We start from the raw sequence: 17675 nt of genomic DNA, 5'->3' as shown, positions 1-17675 counted from the left end.
GACCGCACAGGTCAGTGCGGTGACCCCGACTCGGAACGAGGCACGTCGGTAACCCCCATTACGTGTGTGCACGGCCACAGACGGTAACAGCGAGTGACAACCGTCACACGTCCTTCGGTGTCCGTCGGCGTGTCCTGGCGGTACTCGCACGAGGCCCGGGCCGACGGGTGGGCTCCGCTACGATTCGCGCGCGCGTTACCGTGTCAGGGACGCGATGCACTGACGAGCAGTGCACGAAGCAGAGGAGATTCGCCTGATGGGTGCACAGATCGCCGGTCCCGCCCCGCTGCGGAACACCGCACTGCTCGGGCTGGGCGTGCACCGCCCCGAGCGGGTCGTGACCAACGACGAGATCTGCCAGCAGATCGACTCGAGCGACGAGTGGATCCAGTCGCGGTCCGGCATCAAGGAACGGCGCTTCGCGAAGCCGCACCCCGAGGAGTCGGTGGTGGACATGGCGATCGCGTCGGCCCGCAAGGCGCTCGAGGCCGCCGACATCACCGGTGATCGTGTCGGTGCCGTCATCGTGGCCACCTCGACCTACCCGAATCAGACGCCGCAGTCCGCGGCGCTGGTCGCGCACGCCCTGGGCACCGGGGGCGCGGCCGCTCTCGACATCTCGGCCGGGTGCGCCGGGTTCTGCTACGCGCTCGGCGTGGCGTCCGACATGGTGCGCACCGGGACCGAGGACTACGTGGTCGTCGTCGGCGTCGAGCGCATGAGCGACACCACCGAACCCACCGACCGCTCGGTGCGGTTCATCTTCGGCGACGGCGCCGGTGCCGTGGTCGTCGGCCCGTCCGACGAGGTGGGTATCGGTCCCACCGTGTGGGGGTCGGACGGCTCCCAGGCCGACGCCATCCGCCAGGAACCGGACTGGGTGAGCTTCGCGGACAACCCCGATCAGAAGCGGCCCTGGATCATCATGGAGGGCACCGCGGTGTTCCGCTGGGCTGCCTTCGAGATGGGGAAGATCGCCCGCCAGGTCGCCGACAAGGCCGGTGTCGAACTCGCCGCCCTCGACGCGTTCGTGCCGCACCAGGCCAACCTGCGCATCAACGACGTCATCGTCCGGCAGCTCGACCTGCCGGAGACGGTGGCCGTCGCCGACGACATCATCGAAACGGGCAACACCTCCGCCGCGTCCATCCCCCTCGCGATGGAGAAGATGCTGCGCACCGGCCAGGTCCGGCCCGGCGGGCTCGCCCTGCTGCTCGCCTTCGGCGCCGGACTGTCCTACGCGGGGCAGGTCGTGAAGATGCCGCAGCTCGCGCAGTAGTGGCCGCGGCGAACTCGACCGGTCGTCGTCGCTGGTTGTGGTTGCTCGCCTACGTGCTCGCCTTCGTCGCCTTCGTCGTCCTCCAGCAGACGTACGGCGGCGACGAGGCGGGTCCCGGCGGGTCCACGTCGGCGCCCGTCCCGGCCCCGTCGTCGGCCGCCGCCGCCGAGGCGGTCGAACTGCTGAAGAGCCTCGCCGTGCGGGAACCGGACCCCTCCGGCGGGTACGACCGTGCGCTGTTCGGGCCGGCGTGGACCGACGACGTGACCGTCGCGGGCGGGCGCAACGGCTGCGACACCCGCAACGACGTCCTGAAGCGGGATCTGGTGAACATCAAGCTGGCACCGGTGACGAAGGAGTGCACCGTCGAGGCGGGAACCCTGTACGACCCGTACACGGGCCGGGAGATCTACTTCCGGCGCGGGGTGGACACGTCGTCGGCGGTGCAGATCGATCACGTCGTCGCCCTGTCGGACGCGTGGGAGAAGGGTGCGCGCCTGCTCGACGCACAGGCCCGCAAGAATCTCGCGAACGATCCCCGGAACCTCCTTGCCGTCGACGGACCGACGAACCAGGGCAAGGGCGACAAGGACGCGGCGCAGTGGCTGCCCCCCAACCCCGAGTACCGCTGCACCTACGTCTCCCGGCAGATCGAGGTGAAGGCCGAGTACGGACTGTGGATCACGCCGGACGAGAAGGATGCGATGGCCGGCGTCCTGGCCACCTGCTGACCGGTCTCAGGCGCGGCGGTGCGCGACGTGCTTGCGGACCGCCGTCACCACCCCGACCGCCGAGGCGACGATCACCACGATGCACACGATGCCGACGGCGAGGTTCAGCTGAGCCGTCAGGTCCGAGCCCGCGCGCTCGCGCAGGTCGGACAGGAACTGCGGGGAGAAGTACGGCCGGTGCACGAGCACGGCCGTGGCCACCGCGACAGCGAGCAGGTCGGAGACCACCGACAGTGCGGTGACGACCGTCGTCCAGCTGCGCACGGCCAGCGCGACGCTCGCCGAGACCACCCACAGCACCGCGACGGCCACCATCGCGGGCACCAGCCGGTCGGTGAAACTGGGGTCGAGCGCCTCGTACCCGGCACCGAAGAACGACGGCGCCAGCGACGGGGACAGACCGGCCACCCCGATCAGCACGACCACCGCGAACACCAGTTCCGCGACCGCCTCCCCGACCGGGATCTCCCGGCCGTGCGGCACCGCGGGCAGATCGTCCGGATCCCACCGCCCGAGATCCGTGCCGGCGGGCGCGGTGCGTTCGATCACCGCGAACACGACGGTCACCCAGAAGGCGGCGTACACACCGCCGGTCAGGGCCGCATCGATCGCGTCCCACACGACGTCGGCGCCGTCGAGGGGCGCGGCCGCGGGGTCGGTGGCCTCGGTCAGGGCGGCGAGCAGGGTCAGACCGCCGAGCACCGCCGCCACCACGCCGACGACGGGCCACAGCACCCGCAGATAGGTGTCGTAGAACCTCGGGCCGATCAGGTGCCGCGGCGCGCCCCGGTAGGTGCGGGCGAGATCCTCCGGGGACCCCAGGTCGGCGAGCACCGCACGCGTCTCGTGCTCGGCACCGGCGTCCTCGAGGCGACGGCGCAGGTCGGCGGCCACCTCGGCGCGCCGGGACCGGGGCAGGTGGACGAGGACGGCGTGCAGGTACCGCTCGACGAGTTCCCCGTCGGTGAGGCGGGTGGACATCCCGGTGTTCCTTTCGTTCGGTGCCGGCCCGCGAGCGGCCGGCGCGACGACCCGCGCCGCCCGGGGCCGGGCGGTACTGTGCCGGTACACAGTATTGGGCAGGACCTGCGAGGGTGTGGGGCAGCGCGATGACGGCCGAGCCGCTCGACGAGTACTTCACCGCCACCGTCCGCGGCTGGAGCGCCGGGGCCGGGCAGGCGTCGAACGAACCGGTGCTGCGGTACTTCGACGCGCAACTGCAGTCCCGTCACCTCGACTTCGCGGCCCGCGAGATGCAGCGACGCGGTGCCGGGTTCTACACCATCGGTTCGTCCGGCCACGAGGCGAACGCCGCGCTGGGACTGCTGTCGCGGGTCACCGATCCGGCGCTGCTGCATTACCGGTCGGGTGCCTTCTACGCCGCGCGGGCGGCCCAGGTGCCGGGCACGACGCCGGTGCGGGACGTGCTCGCCGGGTGCGCCGCCTCGACGCTCGATCCGATCTCCGGCGGCCGGCACAAGGTGTTCGGCAACGCCGAGTTGAACATCCTCCCGCAGACCTCGACGATCGCGTCCCATCTGCCGCGCGCGGTGGGGGCGGCGTTCGCCCTCGCCCGCGCGTCCCGGTTGGGCCTGCAGTGCCCGTGGCCCGCGGATTCGGTGGTGCTGTGCAGCTTCGGGGACGCCTCCGCCAACCATTCCACCGCGGTCGGTGCGCTCAATGCGGCTGCCTACTGCGCGTACCGGGGCCTGCCGCTGCCGCTGCTGTTCGTGTGCGAGGACAACGGGCTCGGCATCAGTGTCCGCACGCCGGAGGGCTGGACGGAACGGGCCCTCTCGTCGTACCCGGGGGTGAGCTACCGCGCGGCCGACGGCGCGGACCCGGTCGGGGTGCTCGCGGCCGTCGCGGACCTGCTCGTCGCCGTCCGGACCGCACGCGCACCGGCCGTGCTGCATCTGAGGGCGGTACGGTTCCTCGGCCACGCCGGCTCCGACGCCGAGACCGCGTACCGCAGCCGCGAGGAGATCGCCGCCGACTACGCCCAGGATCCGTTGCTGGCCACCGCACGTGTCCTCGTCGACCACGGAACGCTCACCCCCGCACAGGTGCTCGAACGATACGAGGCGGTGCGCGCCGTCGTCGCCGCGGAGGTGGACGCCGTCGCGGATGCCCCCCGGCTGGGGTCGGCCGCCGAGGTGATGCGGCCGCTGCACATGCACGGCCGGCGCCGGGTTCCGGACGGGCCGGAGCCCGCGACGACGGAGCCCTGCACGCTCGCCCAGGCCGTGAACGGCGCGCTCGCCGGAATTCTCGACGAGATCCCGGAATCGTTCGTGTTCGGGGAGGACGTGGCCGAGAAGGGCGGGGTGTACGGCCTCACGCGTGGCCTGCTCCGCCGATTCGGGCCGCGGCGCGTCTTCGATACCGTCCTCGACGAGCAGACGATCCTCGGCACGGCACTGGGATTCGCGGTGACGGGCCTGCTGCCGATTCCGGAGATCCAGTACCTGGCCTACCTGCACAACGCCGAGGACCAGTTGCGCGGCGAGGCGGCGAGCCTGATGTTCTTCTCCGACGGCCGCTTCCGCAACCCGATGGTGGTGCGCATCGCCGGCCTCGCCTACCAACGGGGGTTCGGTGGGCACTTCCACAACGACAACTCCGTCGCGGTGCTGCGCGACATCCCCGGTCTGGTGCTCGCGGTGCCGAGCCGCCCGTCGGTCGCCGGGGCACTGCTGCGCAGTTGCGTGCACCTCGCGCGCAGCGAGGGCCGGGTGTGCGTGTTTCTCGAGCCGATCGCGCTGTACCACGAACGCGACCTGTACGACGAGGGCGACGGGCTGTGGCGTGAGCCGCCCGATTCCGTTGCGGTACAGCCCGGTTCGGTGCGGGTGTACGGCACGGGCGAGGACGTGCTGCTCGTGACGTTCGGCAACGGCGTCCGGATGAGCCTGCGTGCGGCTCGTCGGCTGTCGGCGCGCGGTGTGCAGGCCGCGGTGCTGGACCTGCAGTGGCTGGCCCCGCTGCCGCTGGCGGAACTCCTCGCGTGCGCACAGTCCTTCCCGCGCGTGCTGGTGGTGGACGAGACGCGGCGCAGCGGCGGGGTGTCGGAGGCGGTGGTCACCGCGCTGGTGGACGCGGGCTACCGGGGCCGGATCTCGCGGGTCACCAGCCGGGACAGTTTCGTGCCGCTCGGCCCGGCGGCGGCCGAGGTGCTGCTGTCCGAGGACGACGTCGTCAGCGCGGCCGCCGAGTAGCGGCGCCCAATCGGTGGGCCCCGGTCGGTGGGCCCCGGTCGGTGGACCCCGGTCGGTGGGCCCCGGTCGGTGGGCCGTGGTCCGCCCGGCCGGGACGAAGGTCCCGGAAAGCAGGGACCTTCGCCGGGCGGAAATACCCGCCGGGGTACTTGAAGAGCCGACGCCGCGCGCCTACAGTCGTCGTTGAATACCCCACCGGGTATCTAGGGGCGTGGAGGCCCAGCCCGCGTCCGCGCCTGCGTCACGGACGGAAAGGACTGTTCACATGTCGCTCCATTCAGGCAACGGTGCCGCGCGACATCGAGTACTCGTCGTCGGAGGTGGCACGGCCGGAATCGCGACCGCTGCGCGCCTGCGCCGGGCCGGCGTCACCGACATCGCGGTGATCGAGCCCTCCGACGAGCACTGGTACCAGCCGCTGTGGACACTCGTCGGCGGAGGCCAGGCGTCGCTGGACGAGACCCGCCGCGCCGAGGAGAAGCTGATCCCCAAGGGCGTCCGGTGGATCCGGGCCGCCGCGACCGCCGTCGACCCCGACGCGCAGACCGTCACGACCGACCGCGGGACCGTCGTCGGCTACGACTACCTGGTGCTCGCCACCGGACTGCACCTCGACTGGGACGGTGTGCCGGGCCTCGCCGACGCCGTCGGGCACGGTGCCGTCTCGAGCAACTACTCCCCGCGGTACGCCCCCTACACGTGGGAGCTGATCCGCAACATGCGCTCCGGCACGGCGATCTTCACGCAGCCGGCGGGACCGATCAAGTGCGCCGGCGCGCCGCAGAAGATCGCCTACATCGCCTCCGACTACTGGCGGCGGCAGGGCCTGCTGGACGGGATCCGCGTCATCCTCGTCCTGCCCGGTGACTCGATGTTCGGCATCCCGTCCTGGCGGCGGACCCTCGAGGGGGTCGCCGCGCGGTACGGCATCGAGGTGCGCCTGAGCTCGGAGATGACCGCGCTCGACGGGGCGTCGCGCAAGGCGACGATCGTGAACAACGCCACCGGAGACGAGGAGATCGTCGGGTTCGACATGCTCCACGCCGTGCCTCCGCAGCGCGCGCCCGGCTGGGTCGCGGCGAGCCCGCTCGCCAACCCGGCGAGCCCCTTCGGGTACGTCGAGGTCGACAAGCACACGCTTCAGCACCGCCGGTACCCCAACGTGTTCGCGCTCGGCGACGTCGCGGACCTGCCGACGTCGAAGACCGGCGCCGCCGTCCGCAAGCAGGCGCCCGTCCTCGTCGCCAACCTGGTCGCCGAGATGCGCGGGGTCGGCAAGCGCAAGAGCTACGACGGGTACTCGTCCTGCCCGTTCGTCACCGCCCGGGACAAGATGATGCTCGCGGAGTTCGACTACGAGCTCGAGCCGTCCCCGAGCATTCCGGTCATCGACACCACCAAGGATCGCCGCGACATGTGGCTGCTCAAGCGCTACGGCCTGCCGGCGATGTACTGGCACGGAATGGTCAAGGGCCGCGTCTGACCCCCGCAGTCTGCGTCACCGCAGGCGGCGCAGCGTGATCGGCTGCCCGTCGGACGGGTACGGCAGCGACGTGAAGTTCAGTGGGGCAACGTAATCGGACGGCACATGCCAGCTGTACCCGAGCAGCAGGTGGTGCAGCACCGTCTTGATCTCGGCGCCGGAGAAGTACATGCCCAGGCAACGGTGCTCTCCGGCGCCGAACGGCGTCCACGCGAACTTGTGCACTCGGTCCTCGCGGCGTTCCGGGGAGAAGCGGCCGGGATCGAACTTCTCCGGCTCCGGCCACAACTCGGCCATGTGGTGGCTGTAGTGCAGCCCGACGTTGATCAGGGTGCCGCGCGGCACGAAGTGGCCGAGGATGTCGGTGTCGGCGGTGGTGTACCGGACGATGCCGGGCACCGGCGTCACGAGCCGCTGGCATTCCTTGATCACCAGGTCCAGGCTGGTGAGCGATTCGAGGTCCGTCAGGGTCGGGGTCGTCGTGCCGAGCGCCTGCGACTCCTCCCGGCACAGTTGCTGCCACTGGGGGAACTGACCGAGGTATTGCAGCACGGTGGACAGCGTGATCGTCGAGGTGTCGTGCGCGGCCATCATCAGGAAGATCATGTGGTTGACGACGTCCTCGTCCGAGAACCGTTCGCCGTCCTCCGATTCCACGTGACACAGTGCGGTGAACAGGTCGTCGCCGTCGCCGGCGCGACGCGCCGGCAGGTAGCGCCGGAAGAACTCCTCGAGCCGGCGACGGCCCACCACGCCACGGCGCCAGCGGGTTCCGGGCAGGGGGTAGCGCACGATCGCGGTGGCCGCCTGCACGCACCCGATGAAGGCCTTGTTCACCTCGGCCATCTCCGTGGCCGACGAGCCCTCGGCGCCGCCCATGAAGATCGAGGTGGCGAGCCCGAGCGTGAGTTCCTTGAGCGCCGGGTAGGCGCGGAAGTCCTCGCTCGGCGTCCACGAGTCGAGGGCCCGGGCGATCGCGGGCTGCATCGAGTCCGTGTACCGGGCGAGGCGGTCCCGGGTGAAGGCCTGTTGCATGATCCGGCGGTGCGTGCGGTGCTCGTCGCCGTCGAGCAGCATCAGGCCGCGATCGAAGAACGGGCCGATGAGGGTGCGCCAGCCCGGACCGTTCGCGAGTGCCCGGTCGCGGTTCTGCAGCGCGGCGCCGCAGGCGTCGGGGCCGAGCAGCACCACCCAGGGCCGGCCCGCGAACCGGAACCAGGACACCGGCCCGTGTTCGCGGTAGCGCCGGTCGTAGGCCCTCAGCGGGTTGCGCATGTAGTCGAGGGCGTACCCGACGTACGGCAGGCCGGCGTCCCCGGGAACGGCGGTCAGACCGGGCGGGGAGGGTGCGAGCACTTTCGTCATGGGGTCTCCGATTCGTCGGACCGTATCTGACATGAAGCTCTGTCAATTGACTGTAGCGTGGATCACAGGCCGTGATCTGTCAAGATTCGACTATGGACCGGCCCAGTCGTCAGTACCGCGGAAAGAGCGCCGAGCAGCGCACCGCCGACCGCCGCGAGCAGTTGCTCGAGGCCGGTCTGACGGTGTTCGGCCGCGACGGTGGCGACCGTGCCACCATGACCGCGATCTGCCAGGAGGCCGGGCTCACCGAACGGTACTTCTACGAGAGTTTCTCCGGCCGGGACGAGCTGCTCGTGTGCGTCGTCGAGCGGATCGCCGACGAGATCCGGGAGCGCGCGCTGGCCGCACTCGCCGAATCCGAGCGCGGACCGGAGGAGCGGGCCCGCGCCGCCATCGCCGCGTTCGTCGCGGTCCTGACCGACGATCCCCGCAAGGGCCGGGTCGCCGTCGTCGAGTCCACCGGGTCCGAGCCCGTGCGCGTCCGCCGCCGGGAACTGCTGCGCCAGTTCGCCGGCCTCGTCGCCGTGGAATCCCGCGAACTGTGGGGCGACCGCGCTCTGCAGCCGCCCCACGATCAGATCGCCGCGCTCCTGTTCGTCGGGGGTCTCGCCGAGCTCACGACCGCCTGGCTCGGCGGGGAGATCGACGTGACCCCCGATCAGATCGTCGAGTCCGCGACCCGCCAGTACGTGTTCACCGCTCACCGCTGAGGCTGTCGTCGCGCTCGGTCCGCTCCGCGCGCCGCCGGGCACCCGGCAGCCGCCACACGGGCTCGAGCGCCGCGGTCTCCTCGGCCGTGGCCACCCGGAACGGCGGCGTCGTGGGCGCTTCGAGGCCGCGACGGCCCTGGCCGCGCGTGGCGCGCAGGCTGGCGACGATCGACACGGTCAGGATCGTGGCGACGACGGCCAGCGAGATCGGCGTCGGAATGTAGAACACGTCGATCTTGAGCAGCATCTTGATGCCCACCCACACCAGCACCAGAGCCAGCCCGATCTTCAGGTACACGAAGCGGTGGATCAGGTCTGCGAGCAGGAAGTACATCGCCCGCAGTCCGAGCACCGCGAATGCGTTGGCGGTGAAGACGAGGAACGGTTCGTCCGTGACGGCGAAGATCGCGGGGATCGAGTCGACCGCGAAGACGATGTCGGTGATCTCGATGAGGACGAGTACCGCAAGCAGTGGGGTGGCCAGCAGCGCACCCCCGCGACGGACGAGGAACTTCTGTCCGTGGTAGGCGTCGGTCATCGGCACGTGGCGGCGGAACAGCCGCAGCGCCCGGGACTTCTCGGGATCGAGGTGCTCGTCGCGCTGCCGGATCATCCGGTAGCCGGTGTAGAGCAGGAACGCCGCGAACAGGTAGAGAATCCAGCCGAAGCTCGCGATCAGCACCGATCCCGCCGCGATGAACAGACCCCGGAACACCAGGGCGCCGAGCACGCCGAGGAACAGGACCCGGTGCTGGTACTCGCGCGGCACGGCGAAGTACGTCAGGATGATCGCCCAGACGAAGACGTTGTCGACGGCGAGCGACTTCTCGATCAGGTAGCCGGAGAAGTACTGCTGGCCGAACTCCGAGCCGTACTGCCACCAGATCAGCGCGCCGAATCCGACGCCGGTACCGACCCAGAACACCGACCAGCCTGCGGCCTCGCGCACACCGATCACGTGAGCACGCCGGTGCGCGAACAGATCCACGGCCAGCATCGCCACGATCGCGGCGAGTACCGCCGCCCACAACCACAACGGAACGGTCATCAGGACCACCTTTCAGCCTCGAACGGCCGAAAGTCTTTCCCGGCTCCGGTGAGCCCGCTCCGCCGGAGAGCCGGCGGACGGCTCCCGAGTTGACGACGAAGCGCGGAGGGATACTCCCTTTCGCGAACTTAGATTAGTGAAGAGTATTTCCGGTTAATTGTCAAGGGGGCAGGACACGGAAGTGAAGAGCAATACCGGAAACCGTGGTGCCCTATGGTGTGCAGGTGACCTCCTCCGCCCGCTCGTCATCCGTCGCCGGCGAGGACCGCGCCCGGGGCTGGACGTTCCTGACCAACCATGCGCACGTGCTGCTGTGTGTCGCGCGGGGCGGACAACCCACCGTCCGCGAACTCGCGCAACGGATCGGGATCACCGAGCGCTCCGTGCAGACGATCCTCGCGGATCTGGTCGACGGCGGGTACCTCACCCGCACCCGGGTGGGCCGCCGCAACACCTACTCGCTGAATCCGGAGGGGCGGCTGCGGCATCCGCTCGAATCCGCGCACACCGTCGGCGAACTGATCGACGCGCTGCGCTGAGCGGCCGGGAAGATGTCCGGCACGCGCCGTCACGGACACCTGCCTCGTGTGGCCGCCGTCACGTGGCATGCTGGCGCTCATGATCGACGTCGAACGTCCCAAGCTGGAAGGCACCGTCGCGGTCGGGGGCAGCCGCCGGATCGGCTTCGCCGAGTTCGGATCGGCCCAGGGCCGGGCAGTGTTCTGGCTGCACGGCACCCCCGGGGCACGCCGGCAGATCCCCGTCGAGGCTCGCCGCTACGCCGAGCGTGAGCACGTCCGGCTCATCGGCCTCGACCGCCCCGGCATCGGCTCGTCGAGCCCGCACCGCTACGAGAACGTCCTCGCCTTCGCGGACGACCTGCGGATCGTCGCAGACACCCTGGGGGTGGACCGGATGGCGGTCGTCGGGCTCTCCGGCGGCGGGCCCTACACCCTCGCCGCGGCGCACGCGATGCCCGAGCGGGTCATGGCCGCCGGGGTACTCGGGGGTGTCGCACCCGTCGTCGGCCCCGACGCGATCAGCAGCGGCCTGATGCGGCTCGGCACAATGGTCGCGCCGCTGCTCGCCGTCGCGGGCGTCCCCATCGGCATGGGCGTGACCTCGATCATCCGGGTCGTGCGCCCGTTCGCGTCGCCGATCATCGACCTGTACGGCCGGCTCTCGCCCGAGGCCGACCGGCAGTTGCTGGCCCGCCCCGAGTTCAAGGCGATGTTCCTCGACGATCTGCTCAACGGCAGCCGCAAGCAGATGGCCGCCCCCTTCGCCGACGTCGTGGTGTTCACCCGGGACTGGGGCTTCCGCCTCGAGGACGTCAAGGTGCCGGTCCGGTGGTGGCACGGCGACACCGACCACATCGTCCCCATGGAACACGGCCTCCACGTGGTGGGCCGGCTCCCCGACGCCCAGTTCCACCACCTGCCGGGAGAGAGCCACCTCGGCGGTCTCGGCGTGTCCGAGGACATCCTCTCGACCGTCCTGCGGATCTGGGACGACGCCGACCGCTGAGCTGCTGCCGTGGCGACCGAATGTCACACCCGTTCGATCACATCGAACGCGTGTCACATTCGGTCGCCACCGCGAGCGGGTGCGCACGGCGGGTGCGGATCCCGCGTGCCGATCACAGCCACCGGCGGGGTGGCTTCTTCACCCACATGATCTTCTCATCCGTGGCGGTGGGGGAGGCCGCGGGATGGTCGGGATGCTGCGCGGCCCATGCCGACTTCTCGTCGAGCAGCCGCGCGACCAGCGTCCACGTCTCCATCGTGCGCGGCGGATGCGCCCCCGCCGCCCGTGCCAGCTTCCGGCGCACGTCCTCGCTCAGGGCCAGCAACTCCTCCGCGGTGATCCCGCGATCCCAGGCGAACCGGGCGAGGACGATCGCCTTCTCCCGACGGTTGCGGGCCGCCTCGTCGGTGTGCGCGAAGTCCTCGTCGGTGGCCATGCCCTACAGGATTGGCCGCCGGCCGTGCCGTTGACAACCCACCCCGCGCGGCTCACGCTCGGAGCAGGCGCAGCTGCGGCCCGGGGAGGACGACATGCCGGTGACTCCGATGGATCTCCCGGACGGCACGCCCGAGGACGTGCGGGTGCGCGCGGCGTCCGCCCCCCGGGTGCCGGTGTCGGATCCCGCGCTCGGACGGGACGTGCAGGTCGACGCCCGTGGTGTCCCACCGCACCGGCTCGTCGCGATCGGGGATTCGGTGCTGCAGGGGTTCCAGAGCGGCGCCGTCTTCCACACCGACGTCTCGGTGCCCGCGATCGTCGCCTACGAACTCGGCTGGCTGCGCCGGTTCCGCTACCCCCGCTACGCCGGTCCGGGCGGGTTGCCGCTCAACATCGAACTGCTTCTGCGCGACCTGGAGCGACGCTTCGGGTCCTCGGTGAACGTGTGGGAGACGCCCCTCGCGCTGTTCGCCGTGCGTGCGCTGATGGACGAGGTGGAGGACTACTGGGAGCGCGGGCCCGGTCGGGACGCGCCGCTGCCCGCGACGTATCGGCACAACCTGTCCTGCTTCGGCTGGGACCTGCGCGACGCCCTGAGCAAGACCGCCGCGACGTGCGAGGCGGCGATCGCCACGCCGAAGGACGACCTGCTCGACCAGATCGTGCAGAACAACGGCGAGCGGGCCGCGTTGCGGGTGTATCCGCGCTGGAGCGACGAGGCGAAGTCGATGACGGTGTTCGACGCGGCCGCGGCCCTGGGCGACGACCACGACGACACGACGGAAGCCGGGATCGAGACGCTGGTCGTGTTCCTCGGCTCCAACAACGCGCTCGGAACGGTCACGGACCTGCGTATCTCCTGGAGCGGCCCGGACTTCCGCGACCTCACCGCGAAGGACGCCTACACCATCTGGCGGCCCGAGCATTTCGCGGCCGAGTTCGCGGAGGTGGTCGATCGGGTGGCGGCGATCCGGGCGCGGCACGTCGTGTGGTGCACGATTCCCCACGTCACCATCGCCCCGATCGCCAAGGGGCTCGGCCACAAGATGGAACCGGGTTCGCCCTACTTCCCCTACTACACCCGGCCGTGGATCGAGGAGTCCCGGTTCGACCCGGCCCAGGACGAGCACATCACGGGTGCCGGCGCGTACGCGGTGGACGTCGCGATCGATCTCTACAACGAGCACATCGAGCAGGCGGTCGCCGACGCCCGCGCCGGTGCGCACGGCCCGGCACGGGACTGGTATCTGCTGGACGTGGCCGTTCTGCTCGAGCGCCTCGCGTCCCGGCGCTTCGTCACGGATGTCGGTGCCCGTCCGGCGTGGTGGACCCCCTACCCGCTCCCGCCCGCGCTCGCCGCGCTCGACCCCGTGCCCGATTCGCGGTTCCTGACGGCCGACGGCCGGGGCGGCCGGGCCGCGGGCGGGCTGTTCTCCCTCGACGGTGTGCACCCGACGACGGTGGCGAACGGGATCCTCGCGCAGGAACTGGTCAACGTGATGCGTCGCGCGGGGGTGCGGTTCCACCATGCCAACGGTGGCGTGCGCCCCGATCCGGTGACGGTGGACTTCGAGCGGTTGATCCGCAGGGACACCCTCGTGCGGACGCCACCGGGGAACATCGACTCGACGCTCGGCATTCTCGCGTGGGCGGACGAGGTCGGTGACCTCGTCCGTCGCACGCTCAGCTTCCGCCTCCGGTGATCAGTTCTCGACGGTGGTGGCACTCCGGTCGATCAGCGCACCCCACAGGTCGGTCGCGACGGTGTGGGCGCGCCGGTGTGCCGGGACGGTGTCGGAGGTGGTGGTCAGGTCGGTGAGGGCTTCGCACAGGTCGACGATGTCGACGTGGAAGCGCATCGAGGCGTCGAGCAGTTCGTCGAACGCCTGGTCTTCGCTGTAGGAGCGGCCCCGTGCGGAGCGGAGAAGGGTCTGCGCGGTGTCGAGTGCCGTCAGGCGTCGTACCGCGGGGATGTCACGGTGTGCTTCGATCGTCAATTGTCCGCCTCTGAGGTGTCGCCACTGGGCGTGTGTCAACTCGTTGTAGTGCGGGTACCCCGCCGGTTCGGCAGCTACCCGGTCTTGTGTCCTCCGTCACAGTACGAGGACTGTGCCGTCGTGTCTACCGTACCCGTGTTTGCCCAGCACAGCCCGGTGAGGCGACGCCGCGTCCGCGGGTGTTCCGTCTTCGATGTCCGAATTCGTCGCAGCTGCACAGGTTTCCGACACCATGTATGTTGCGCGCCGGTCAGGCCGGAGGGTGGTGGTCGAGGAACCAGTCCCGCGCCTGCTGCGCCACGACCTCGAGCGTGCCGGGTTCCTCGAACAGGTGCGTCGCCCCGCGCACGATCCGCAGGTCGTGTTCGCACCGCAGGGCCGCGGCAGCCTGCCGGTTCAGTTCGATCACCGTGCGGTCCAGGCCGCCGACGAGCATGAGCGTGGGGGCACGGACCCGGCCGAGCCGAGGCATCGCGAGATCCGGCCGTCCGCCGCGGGAGACGACGGCGGCGATCTCCCGGTCCGGGTCCGCGGCGGCCCACAGCGCCGCGGCAGCACCCGTGCTGGCCCCGAAGTAACCGATCCACGCGGCCTCCGTGCGGACGAGGTCGGTCACCTCGCCGAGCCGGCCCGCGAGCAGCTCGATGTCGAAGACGAGGGTGCGGTCGCCCTCCTCCCCGGCCGTCAGCAGGTCGAACAGCAGCGTGCCCAGACCGGCGGCGTTCAGTTCCCCGGCGACGTACCGGTTGCGCGGGCTGAACCGGCTGCTGCCGCTGCCGTGCACGAAGATCACCAGGCCGTCCGAACCGGCGGGGACGGTCAGGGTGCCGGCCAGGGCCACGTCGCGGAGCTCGAGCTCGACGTCTCGCGCGCTGTCGGCGGTGCTCATCGGGTTCGGCTCAGGCCAGGGTGACCGTGCGGGTGTGCGAGCGGACCGCGTCCTGCAGGTCCTGGCGCGACAGGGTGTGCGGGCCGCACGCGCAGCGCGCGGGCACGTCGTCGTCCTCGAACTGCGTCGTCTCGAGAGTGTCGACGAACTCGGAGCCGAGGGAGCCGCCGTGATGTGCGGTCTCGGAGCGGTCGCGATTGCCGTGTGCCGTCGGCCCACCGCCGGCGACGAGCACCGGCCCCTCCGGCGTGCGGTAGACGGTGGCGACGTTGTGGCTGGCGGGGCACTTCACGCGGACGAGGGCGTGGTCACTGCGCTGGGTACCCAGCGAATCCACGGCAGCACGAGCCATCCGGCGGCGGTCTGTGGGAAGGAGGTCGGGGATGTTCATGGGACCTATTGCACACCCGATCGCGGCCGGATCGAGGGCTTTCGCGGGCAACGGGCCCGATTCGCCCGTTGCGCTACCAGTGCTTCGGCGTGGTCACTGTGGCGGGCAGCCGGGTGCGGCCGTCGCCCCGCGCGGAGTCGAGCTGGGACTGGACGAGGAACAGGCTGCCGGTGAGATCGGCGCCGCGCAGATCCGCATCGCGCAGGTCGGCGCCGATGAGGTCGGCGCGGCGCAGGTCGGCCTCGCGCAGATCCGCGGCGACGAGGAGGGCGCCCCGCAGGCTGGCGCCCCGCAGGTTCGCCTGGCGGAGTTTCGCGCCGACCAGGTCCGCACCGCGACGGTCCTTCCTGCGACCGGGCACGGTGGCCCGGGCGAGTTCGCTCGCATGCAACAACAGGGTGTTGATCTGCTGCCGGTGTGCCGCGACGTCGAGGCGGGCGAGCGCGCCGGCGTCGCCGTTGCTCAGCCGGTCGGTCGCGGCCCGCGCAGCGCGCAGGTCCGTGCGGATCGGCCCGGAGGTGGGCAGGGCGGCCGCCTCGTCGAGATACCACAGCAGCTCGTGCAGTTGGCGCACGACGGGGAAGACGTCGAACATCTGCCGGGCGAGCTGCGGCGAGCGCTGCCAGTCCTCCCCGCCGAAGGTGAGCTGTGAAACCTTCTGGCCCGCACCGAAGCAGTCGTAGACGGTGCACCCGGTGAAGCCCCGGCTCCGCAGGTCCCGATGGATGCCGCAGCGGAAGTCGTCCTGCAGGTTCGGGCAGGGCCGGCCCGCGTCCTTGTCGATCGCGAAGTCCGACGACGCGGCGAACGGCAGAGCCACGCAACACAATCCGAAGCAGTCGGCGCAGTCGGCCAGTAGTTCCGGGCGGGGAGTGGGGTGGTCGGGCAAGGAAGGCGTGCCTTTCTGGGCGGGCGGACTGTGGTCGGGGCGCCCGCCGAGCCTAGTCCGGACCGTCGCGCGGGGTCGGCTCCCGGCGGTCGTGGGGCGGACGCCACGACGGGTCGCGTCCGCTGAGCCCGATCAGGCGGTCGAGATCCGGGGCGTCGTCGGGAACCGCGACGGCCGGCCCGAAGAGCCCGCCGGCTGCGCGTTCCTCGTCGGTGGTCGCGGCGACGAACGTCAGGCACGCGGCCAGCGCGGCGGGATCGCAGGAGAACTTCCGGCCGCAGGCGGTCGCGATGTCCCAGCCGTGGATCACGAGTTCGTCGAGCGCCACGACTCCCGCGACGTACCCGGGCAGGTCGACGCCGCCGGCCCGGGTGGTTCCGGTCCATGCGCCGGGGTCGTGCCACGCTTCGGCGAGGGCGAGGACCTGGCCGGGGATCCTGGTGCGCCAGTCGTCACCGAGCCGGGAGGCATCCGCCGACGGTCTGTGATCGCCGACGGCTCTACCCGCGGCGGCGGTGAACGCCAGGGACAGCCCGCCCACGTGATCCACGAGGTCCCCGACGGTCGTGCCCGCGCACGGGGTGGGACGGGCCAGTTGCTCGTCTGTGAGCGCGCCGACGAGCCGTGCCATCTCGTGGGCGGCCGGTGCCAGGTCGAGGATCTCGGGCATGAGCGTTCCTTCCGGCGGCGGTGCGCTCATGGTGCCGCACCGGTCCGACAGGATCGAAGGGCGGCCTCGCGGCAGCCGAAAGAAACTGCAGTCGCAACAGTAGACTTTCGATAGCGAGGTCGATAATATCGAGGGCGTCAACGCGAAGGATCCGGAAGAGGGGCAACCGACGGGTTGCCGGCGAAGTTGAAGTTGCAGAGGGGTGGAGCCGCACTCGGTTCTGCGGCTCCACCCCGACGGCGCGACGGGGCGGACTCTGGGAGGCCGACCGCGTCGCCACCGGAGAACAGAGCGAGAGGCTGGTGATGCGTATCCATCGGGATTGCGAACTCGTGTATGTCATTTCCTCGTGCCGGTCGAGGCCGGCATTGTCATAACCGTCACGAACCCCGGCGCTGCACGTGCCGGGGTTCCCTCTCGTAGCAACGAAGGGCACGTGGATCCGACCGACGACCGCACTCCCGCGGTCACCAACGAACTCGACAACGACGACTACCCTGCCTTCAGCATGGGCCGCGCCGCTGCGGCACTCGGCGTCACCCCCGCCTTCCTCCGCAGTCTCGATGCCCCCGGCCTCGTGGTTCCGCACCGTTCCGAGGGAGGCCACCGCCGCTACTCCCGCAACCAGCTCCGGATCGTCGCGCGGGTGCGGGAACTGGTCGACAGCGGCACGGCGGTGGACGCGGCGTGCCGCATCGTCTGCCTCGAGGATCAGCTCGCCGAAGCGCGGAGCCGGATTCCGAGTAATTAGAGCACCCGGGGCAACTGGAGCACCGGGTTCCGGCCGGGCGGGTACAGGCTCGATGCGGGGGGGGGGGGGGGGGGGGGGGGGGGGGGGCAGACACGCCTCCGCGCCGCTGGGACTACCCCTCGTATAGTCCCGGCGACGCGGAGGTGCCGTGATCTCGGGTCGATCGGAAACACCCCTCCGCGTGCTCCACGGCCGACCCTTTTTGTTTCCCGACTGCACTACACGTTAGCATAAACCGGTCGATCGGTTTGTGGAGTTCGAAGAATTCATCCGAGCGATCGACGGGGGA

Annotated in this window: 18 protein-coding genes; 9 read left to right on the top strand and 9 right to left on the bottom strand. The window is 70.7% G+C overall.

Features of this window, described 5'->3' with window-relative positions; all coding sequences use genetic code 11:
* Positions 1–256 precede the first annotated feature (256 nt).
* Both LZP97_RS16595 and LZP97_RS16590 read left to right on the top strand, forming a co-directional pair.
* On the top strand, positions 257–1279 hold the full coding sequence (locus LZP97_RS16595) for a beta-ketoacyl-ACP synthase III (protein ID WP_010593505.1): 1023 nt from the start codon (positions 257–259) through the stop codon (positions 1277–1279).
* Positions 1279–2010, top strand: coding sequence for an HNH endonuclease family protein (locus LZP97_RS16590; RefSeq protein ID WP_010593504.1), 732 nt, complete (start codon positions 1279–1281; stop codon positions 2008–2010). Before LZP97_RS16595 ends, LZP97_RS16590 begins: the two co-directional genes overlap by 1 nt.
* A gap of 6 nt (positions 2011–2016) precedes the next feature.
* Here the strand turns inward: LZP97_RS16590 and LZP97_RS16585 are convergent, their stop codons facing one another.
* Entirely contained in the window at positions 2017–2991 is a 975-nt protein-coding gene (locus LZP97_RS16585; RefSeq protein ID WP_010593503.1) for an HAAS signaling domain-containing protein, read from the bottom strand.
* 128 nt (positions 2992–3119) lie between these two features.
* Between LZP97_RS16585 and LZP97_RS16580 the strand changes: the two genes are divergently transcribed.
* Both LZP97_RS16580 and LZP97_RS16575 read left to right on the top strand, forming a co-directional pair.
* The gene (locus LZP97_RS16580; protein ID WP_029539959.1) at positions 3120–5228 is read left to right on the top strand and encodes a thiamine pyrophosphate-dependent enzyme; all 2109 of its coding nucleotides are present in this window, start codon (positions 3120–3122) and stop codon (positions 5226–5228) included.
* A 265-nt stretch (positions 5229–5493) separates the two neighbouring features.
* Positions 5494–6711, top strand: coding sequence for an NAD(P)/FAD-dependent oxidoreductase (locus LZP97_RS16575; protein WP_010593501.1), 1218 nt, complete (start codon positions 5494–5496; stop codon positions 6709–6711).
* Positions 6712–6726: 15 nt separating this feature from the next.
* Here LZP97_RS16575 and LZP97_RS16570 read toward each other — a convergent pair whose 3' ends face one another.
* Positions 6727–8076 carry a cytochrome P450 gene (locus tag LZP97_RS16570; RefSeq protein WP_017679813.1) on the bottom strand — a complete coding sequence of 450 codons (1350 nt, stop codon included), beginning with the start codon at positions 8074–8076 and terminating at the stop codon, positions 6727–6729.
* A 92-nt stretch (positions 8077–8168) separates the two neighbouring features.
* On the opposite strand from LZP97_RS16570, the gene LZP97_RS16565 reads away from it, so the two are divergent.
* Entirely contained in the window at positions 8169–8786 is a 618-nt protein-coding gene (locus tag LZP97_RS16565) for a TetR/AcrR family transcriptional regulator (RefSeq protein WP_010593499.1), read from the top strand.
* On the opposite strand, the gene LZP97_RS16560 is transcribed toward LZP97_RS16565, so the two are convergent.
* Positions 8770–9834 (bottom strand): TerC family protein, encoded by a 1065-nt coding sequence (locus LZP97_RS16560; RefSeq protein WP_040275015.1) that lies wholly within the window; start codon positions 9832–9834, stop codon positions 8770–8772. The genes LZP97_RS16565 and LZP97_RS16560 overlap by 17 nt on opposite strands.
* Before the next feature lie 218 nt (positions 9835–10052).
* On the opposite strand from LZP97_RS16560, the gene LZP97_RS16555 reads away from it, so the two are divergent.
* Both LZP97_RS16555 and LZP97_RS16550 read left to right on the top strand, forming a co-directional pair.
* Positions 10053–10373, top strand: a complete 321-nt coding sequence (locus LZP97_RS16555; protein ID WP_200903460.1) for a helix-turn-helix transcriptional regulator — start codon at positions 10053–10055, stop codon at positions 10371–10373.
* Positions 10374–10452: 79 nt separating this feature from the next.
* Positions 10453–11361: an alpha/beta fold hydrolase gene (locus LZP97_RS16550; protein ID WP_371851044.1), complete on the top strand. Its 909-nt coding sequence runs from the start codon at positions 10453–10455 to the stop codon at positions 11359–11361.
* A 112-nt stretch (positions 11362–11473) separates the two neighbouring features.
* On the opposite strand, the gene LZP97_RS16545 is transcribed toward LZP97_RS16550, so the two are convergent.
* The gene (locus LZP97_RS16545; protein WP_010593495.1) at positions 11474–11797 is read right to left on the bottom strand and encodes a hypothetical protein; all 324 of its coding nucleotides are present in this window, start codon (positions 11795–11797) and stop codon (positions 11474–11476) included.
* A 94-nt stretch (positions 11798–11891) separates the two neighbouring features.
* Between LZP97_RS16545 and LZP97_RS16540 the strand changes: the two genes are divergently transcribed.
* Entirely contained in the window at positions 11892–13502 is a 1611-nt protein-coding gene (locus LZP97_RS16540) for a hypothetical protein (protein WP_040274976.1), read from the top strand.
* On the opposite strand, the gene LZP97_RS16535 is transcribed toward LZP97_RS16540, so the two are convergent.
* The 5 genes from LZP97_RS16535 to LZP97_RS16515 all read right to left on the bottom strand — a co-directional run bounded on the left by LZP97_RS16535 (position 13503) and on the right by LZP97_RS16515 (position 16635).
* Complete coding sequence (locus tag LZP97_RS16535; RefSeq protein WP_010593493.1) at positions 13503–13796, bottom strand: ANTAR domain-containing protein; 294 nt, start codon at positions 13794–13796, stop codon at positions 13503–13505.
* Between the two features lie 250 nt (positions 13797–14046).
* Complete coding sequence (locus tag LZP97_RS16530; protein ID WP_010593492.1) at positions 14047–14685, bottom strand: dienelactone hydrolase family protein; 639 nt, start codon at positions 14683–14685, stop codon at positions 14047–14049.
* A gap of 10 nt (positions 14686–14695) precedes the next feature.
* Positions 14696–15076, bottom strand: coding sequence for a hypothetical protein (locus LZP97_RS16525; protein ID WP_003939188.1), 381 nt, complete (start codon positions 15074–15076; stop codon positions 14696–14698).
* Between the two features lie 73 nt (positions 15077–15149).
* Positions 15150–15896, bottom strand: a complete 747-nt coding sequence (locus tag LZP97_RS16520; protein WP_040274979.1) for a pentapeptide repeat-containing protein — start codon at positions 15894–15896, stop codon at positions 15150–15152.
* A gap of 121 nt (positions 15897–16017) precedes the next feature.
* A complete protein-coding gene (locus LZP97_RS16515; RefSeq protein WP_040274980.1) occupies positions 16018–16635 on the bottom strand; it encodes a TIGR03086 family metal-binding protein in 618 nt (205 codons plus the stop codon).
* A 436-nt stretch (positions 16636–17071) separates the two neighbouring features.
* On the opposite strand from LZP97_RS16515, the gene LZP97_RS16510 reads away from it, so the two are divergent.
* Positions 17072–17386: a helix-turn-helix domain-containing protein gene (locus LZP97_RS16510; RefSeq protein WP_010593488.1), complete on the top strand. Its 315-nt coding sequence runs from the start codon at positions 17072–17074 to the stop codon at positions 17384–17386.
* The last annotated feature ends 289 nt before the right edge of the window (positions 17387–17675 follow it).

Source organism: Rhodococcus sp. DMF-1, assembly GCF_021441945.1.
Lineage (GTDB): Bacteria > Actinomycetota > Actinomycetes > Mycobacteriales > Mycobacteriaceae > Rhodococcus > Rhodococcus ruber.
Note: the sequence above shows the minus strand (reverse complement) of the source record. Positions and strands in the feature narration are given on the sequence as shown.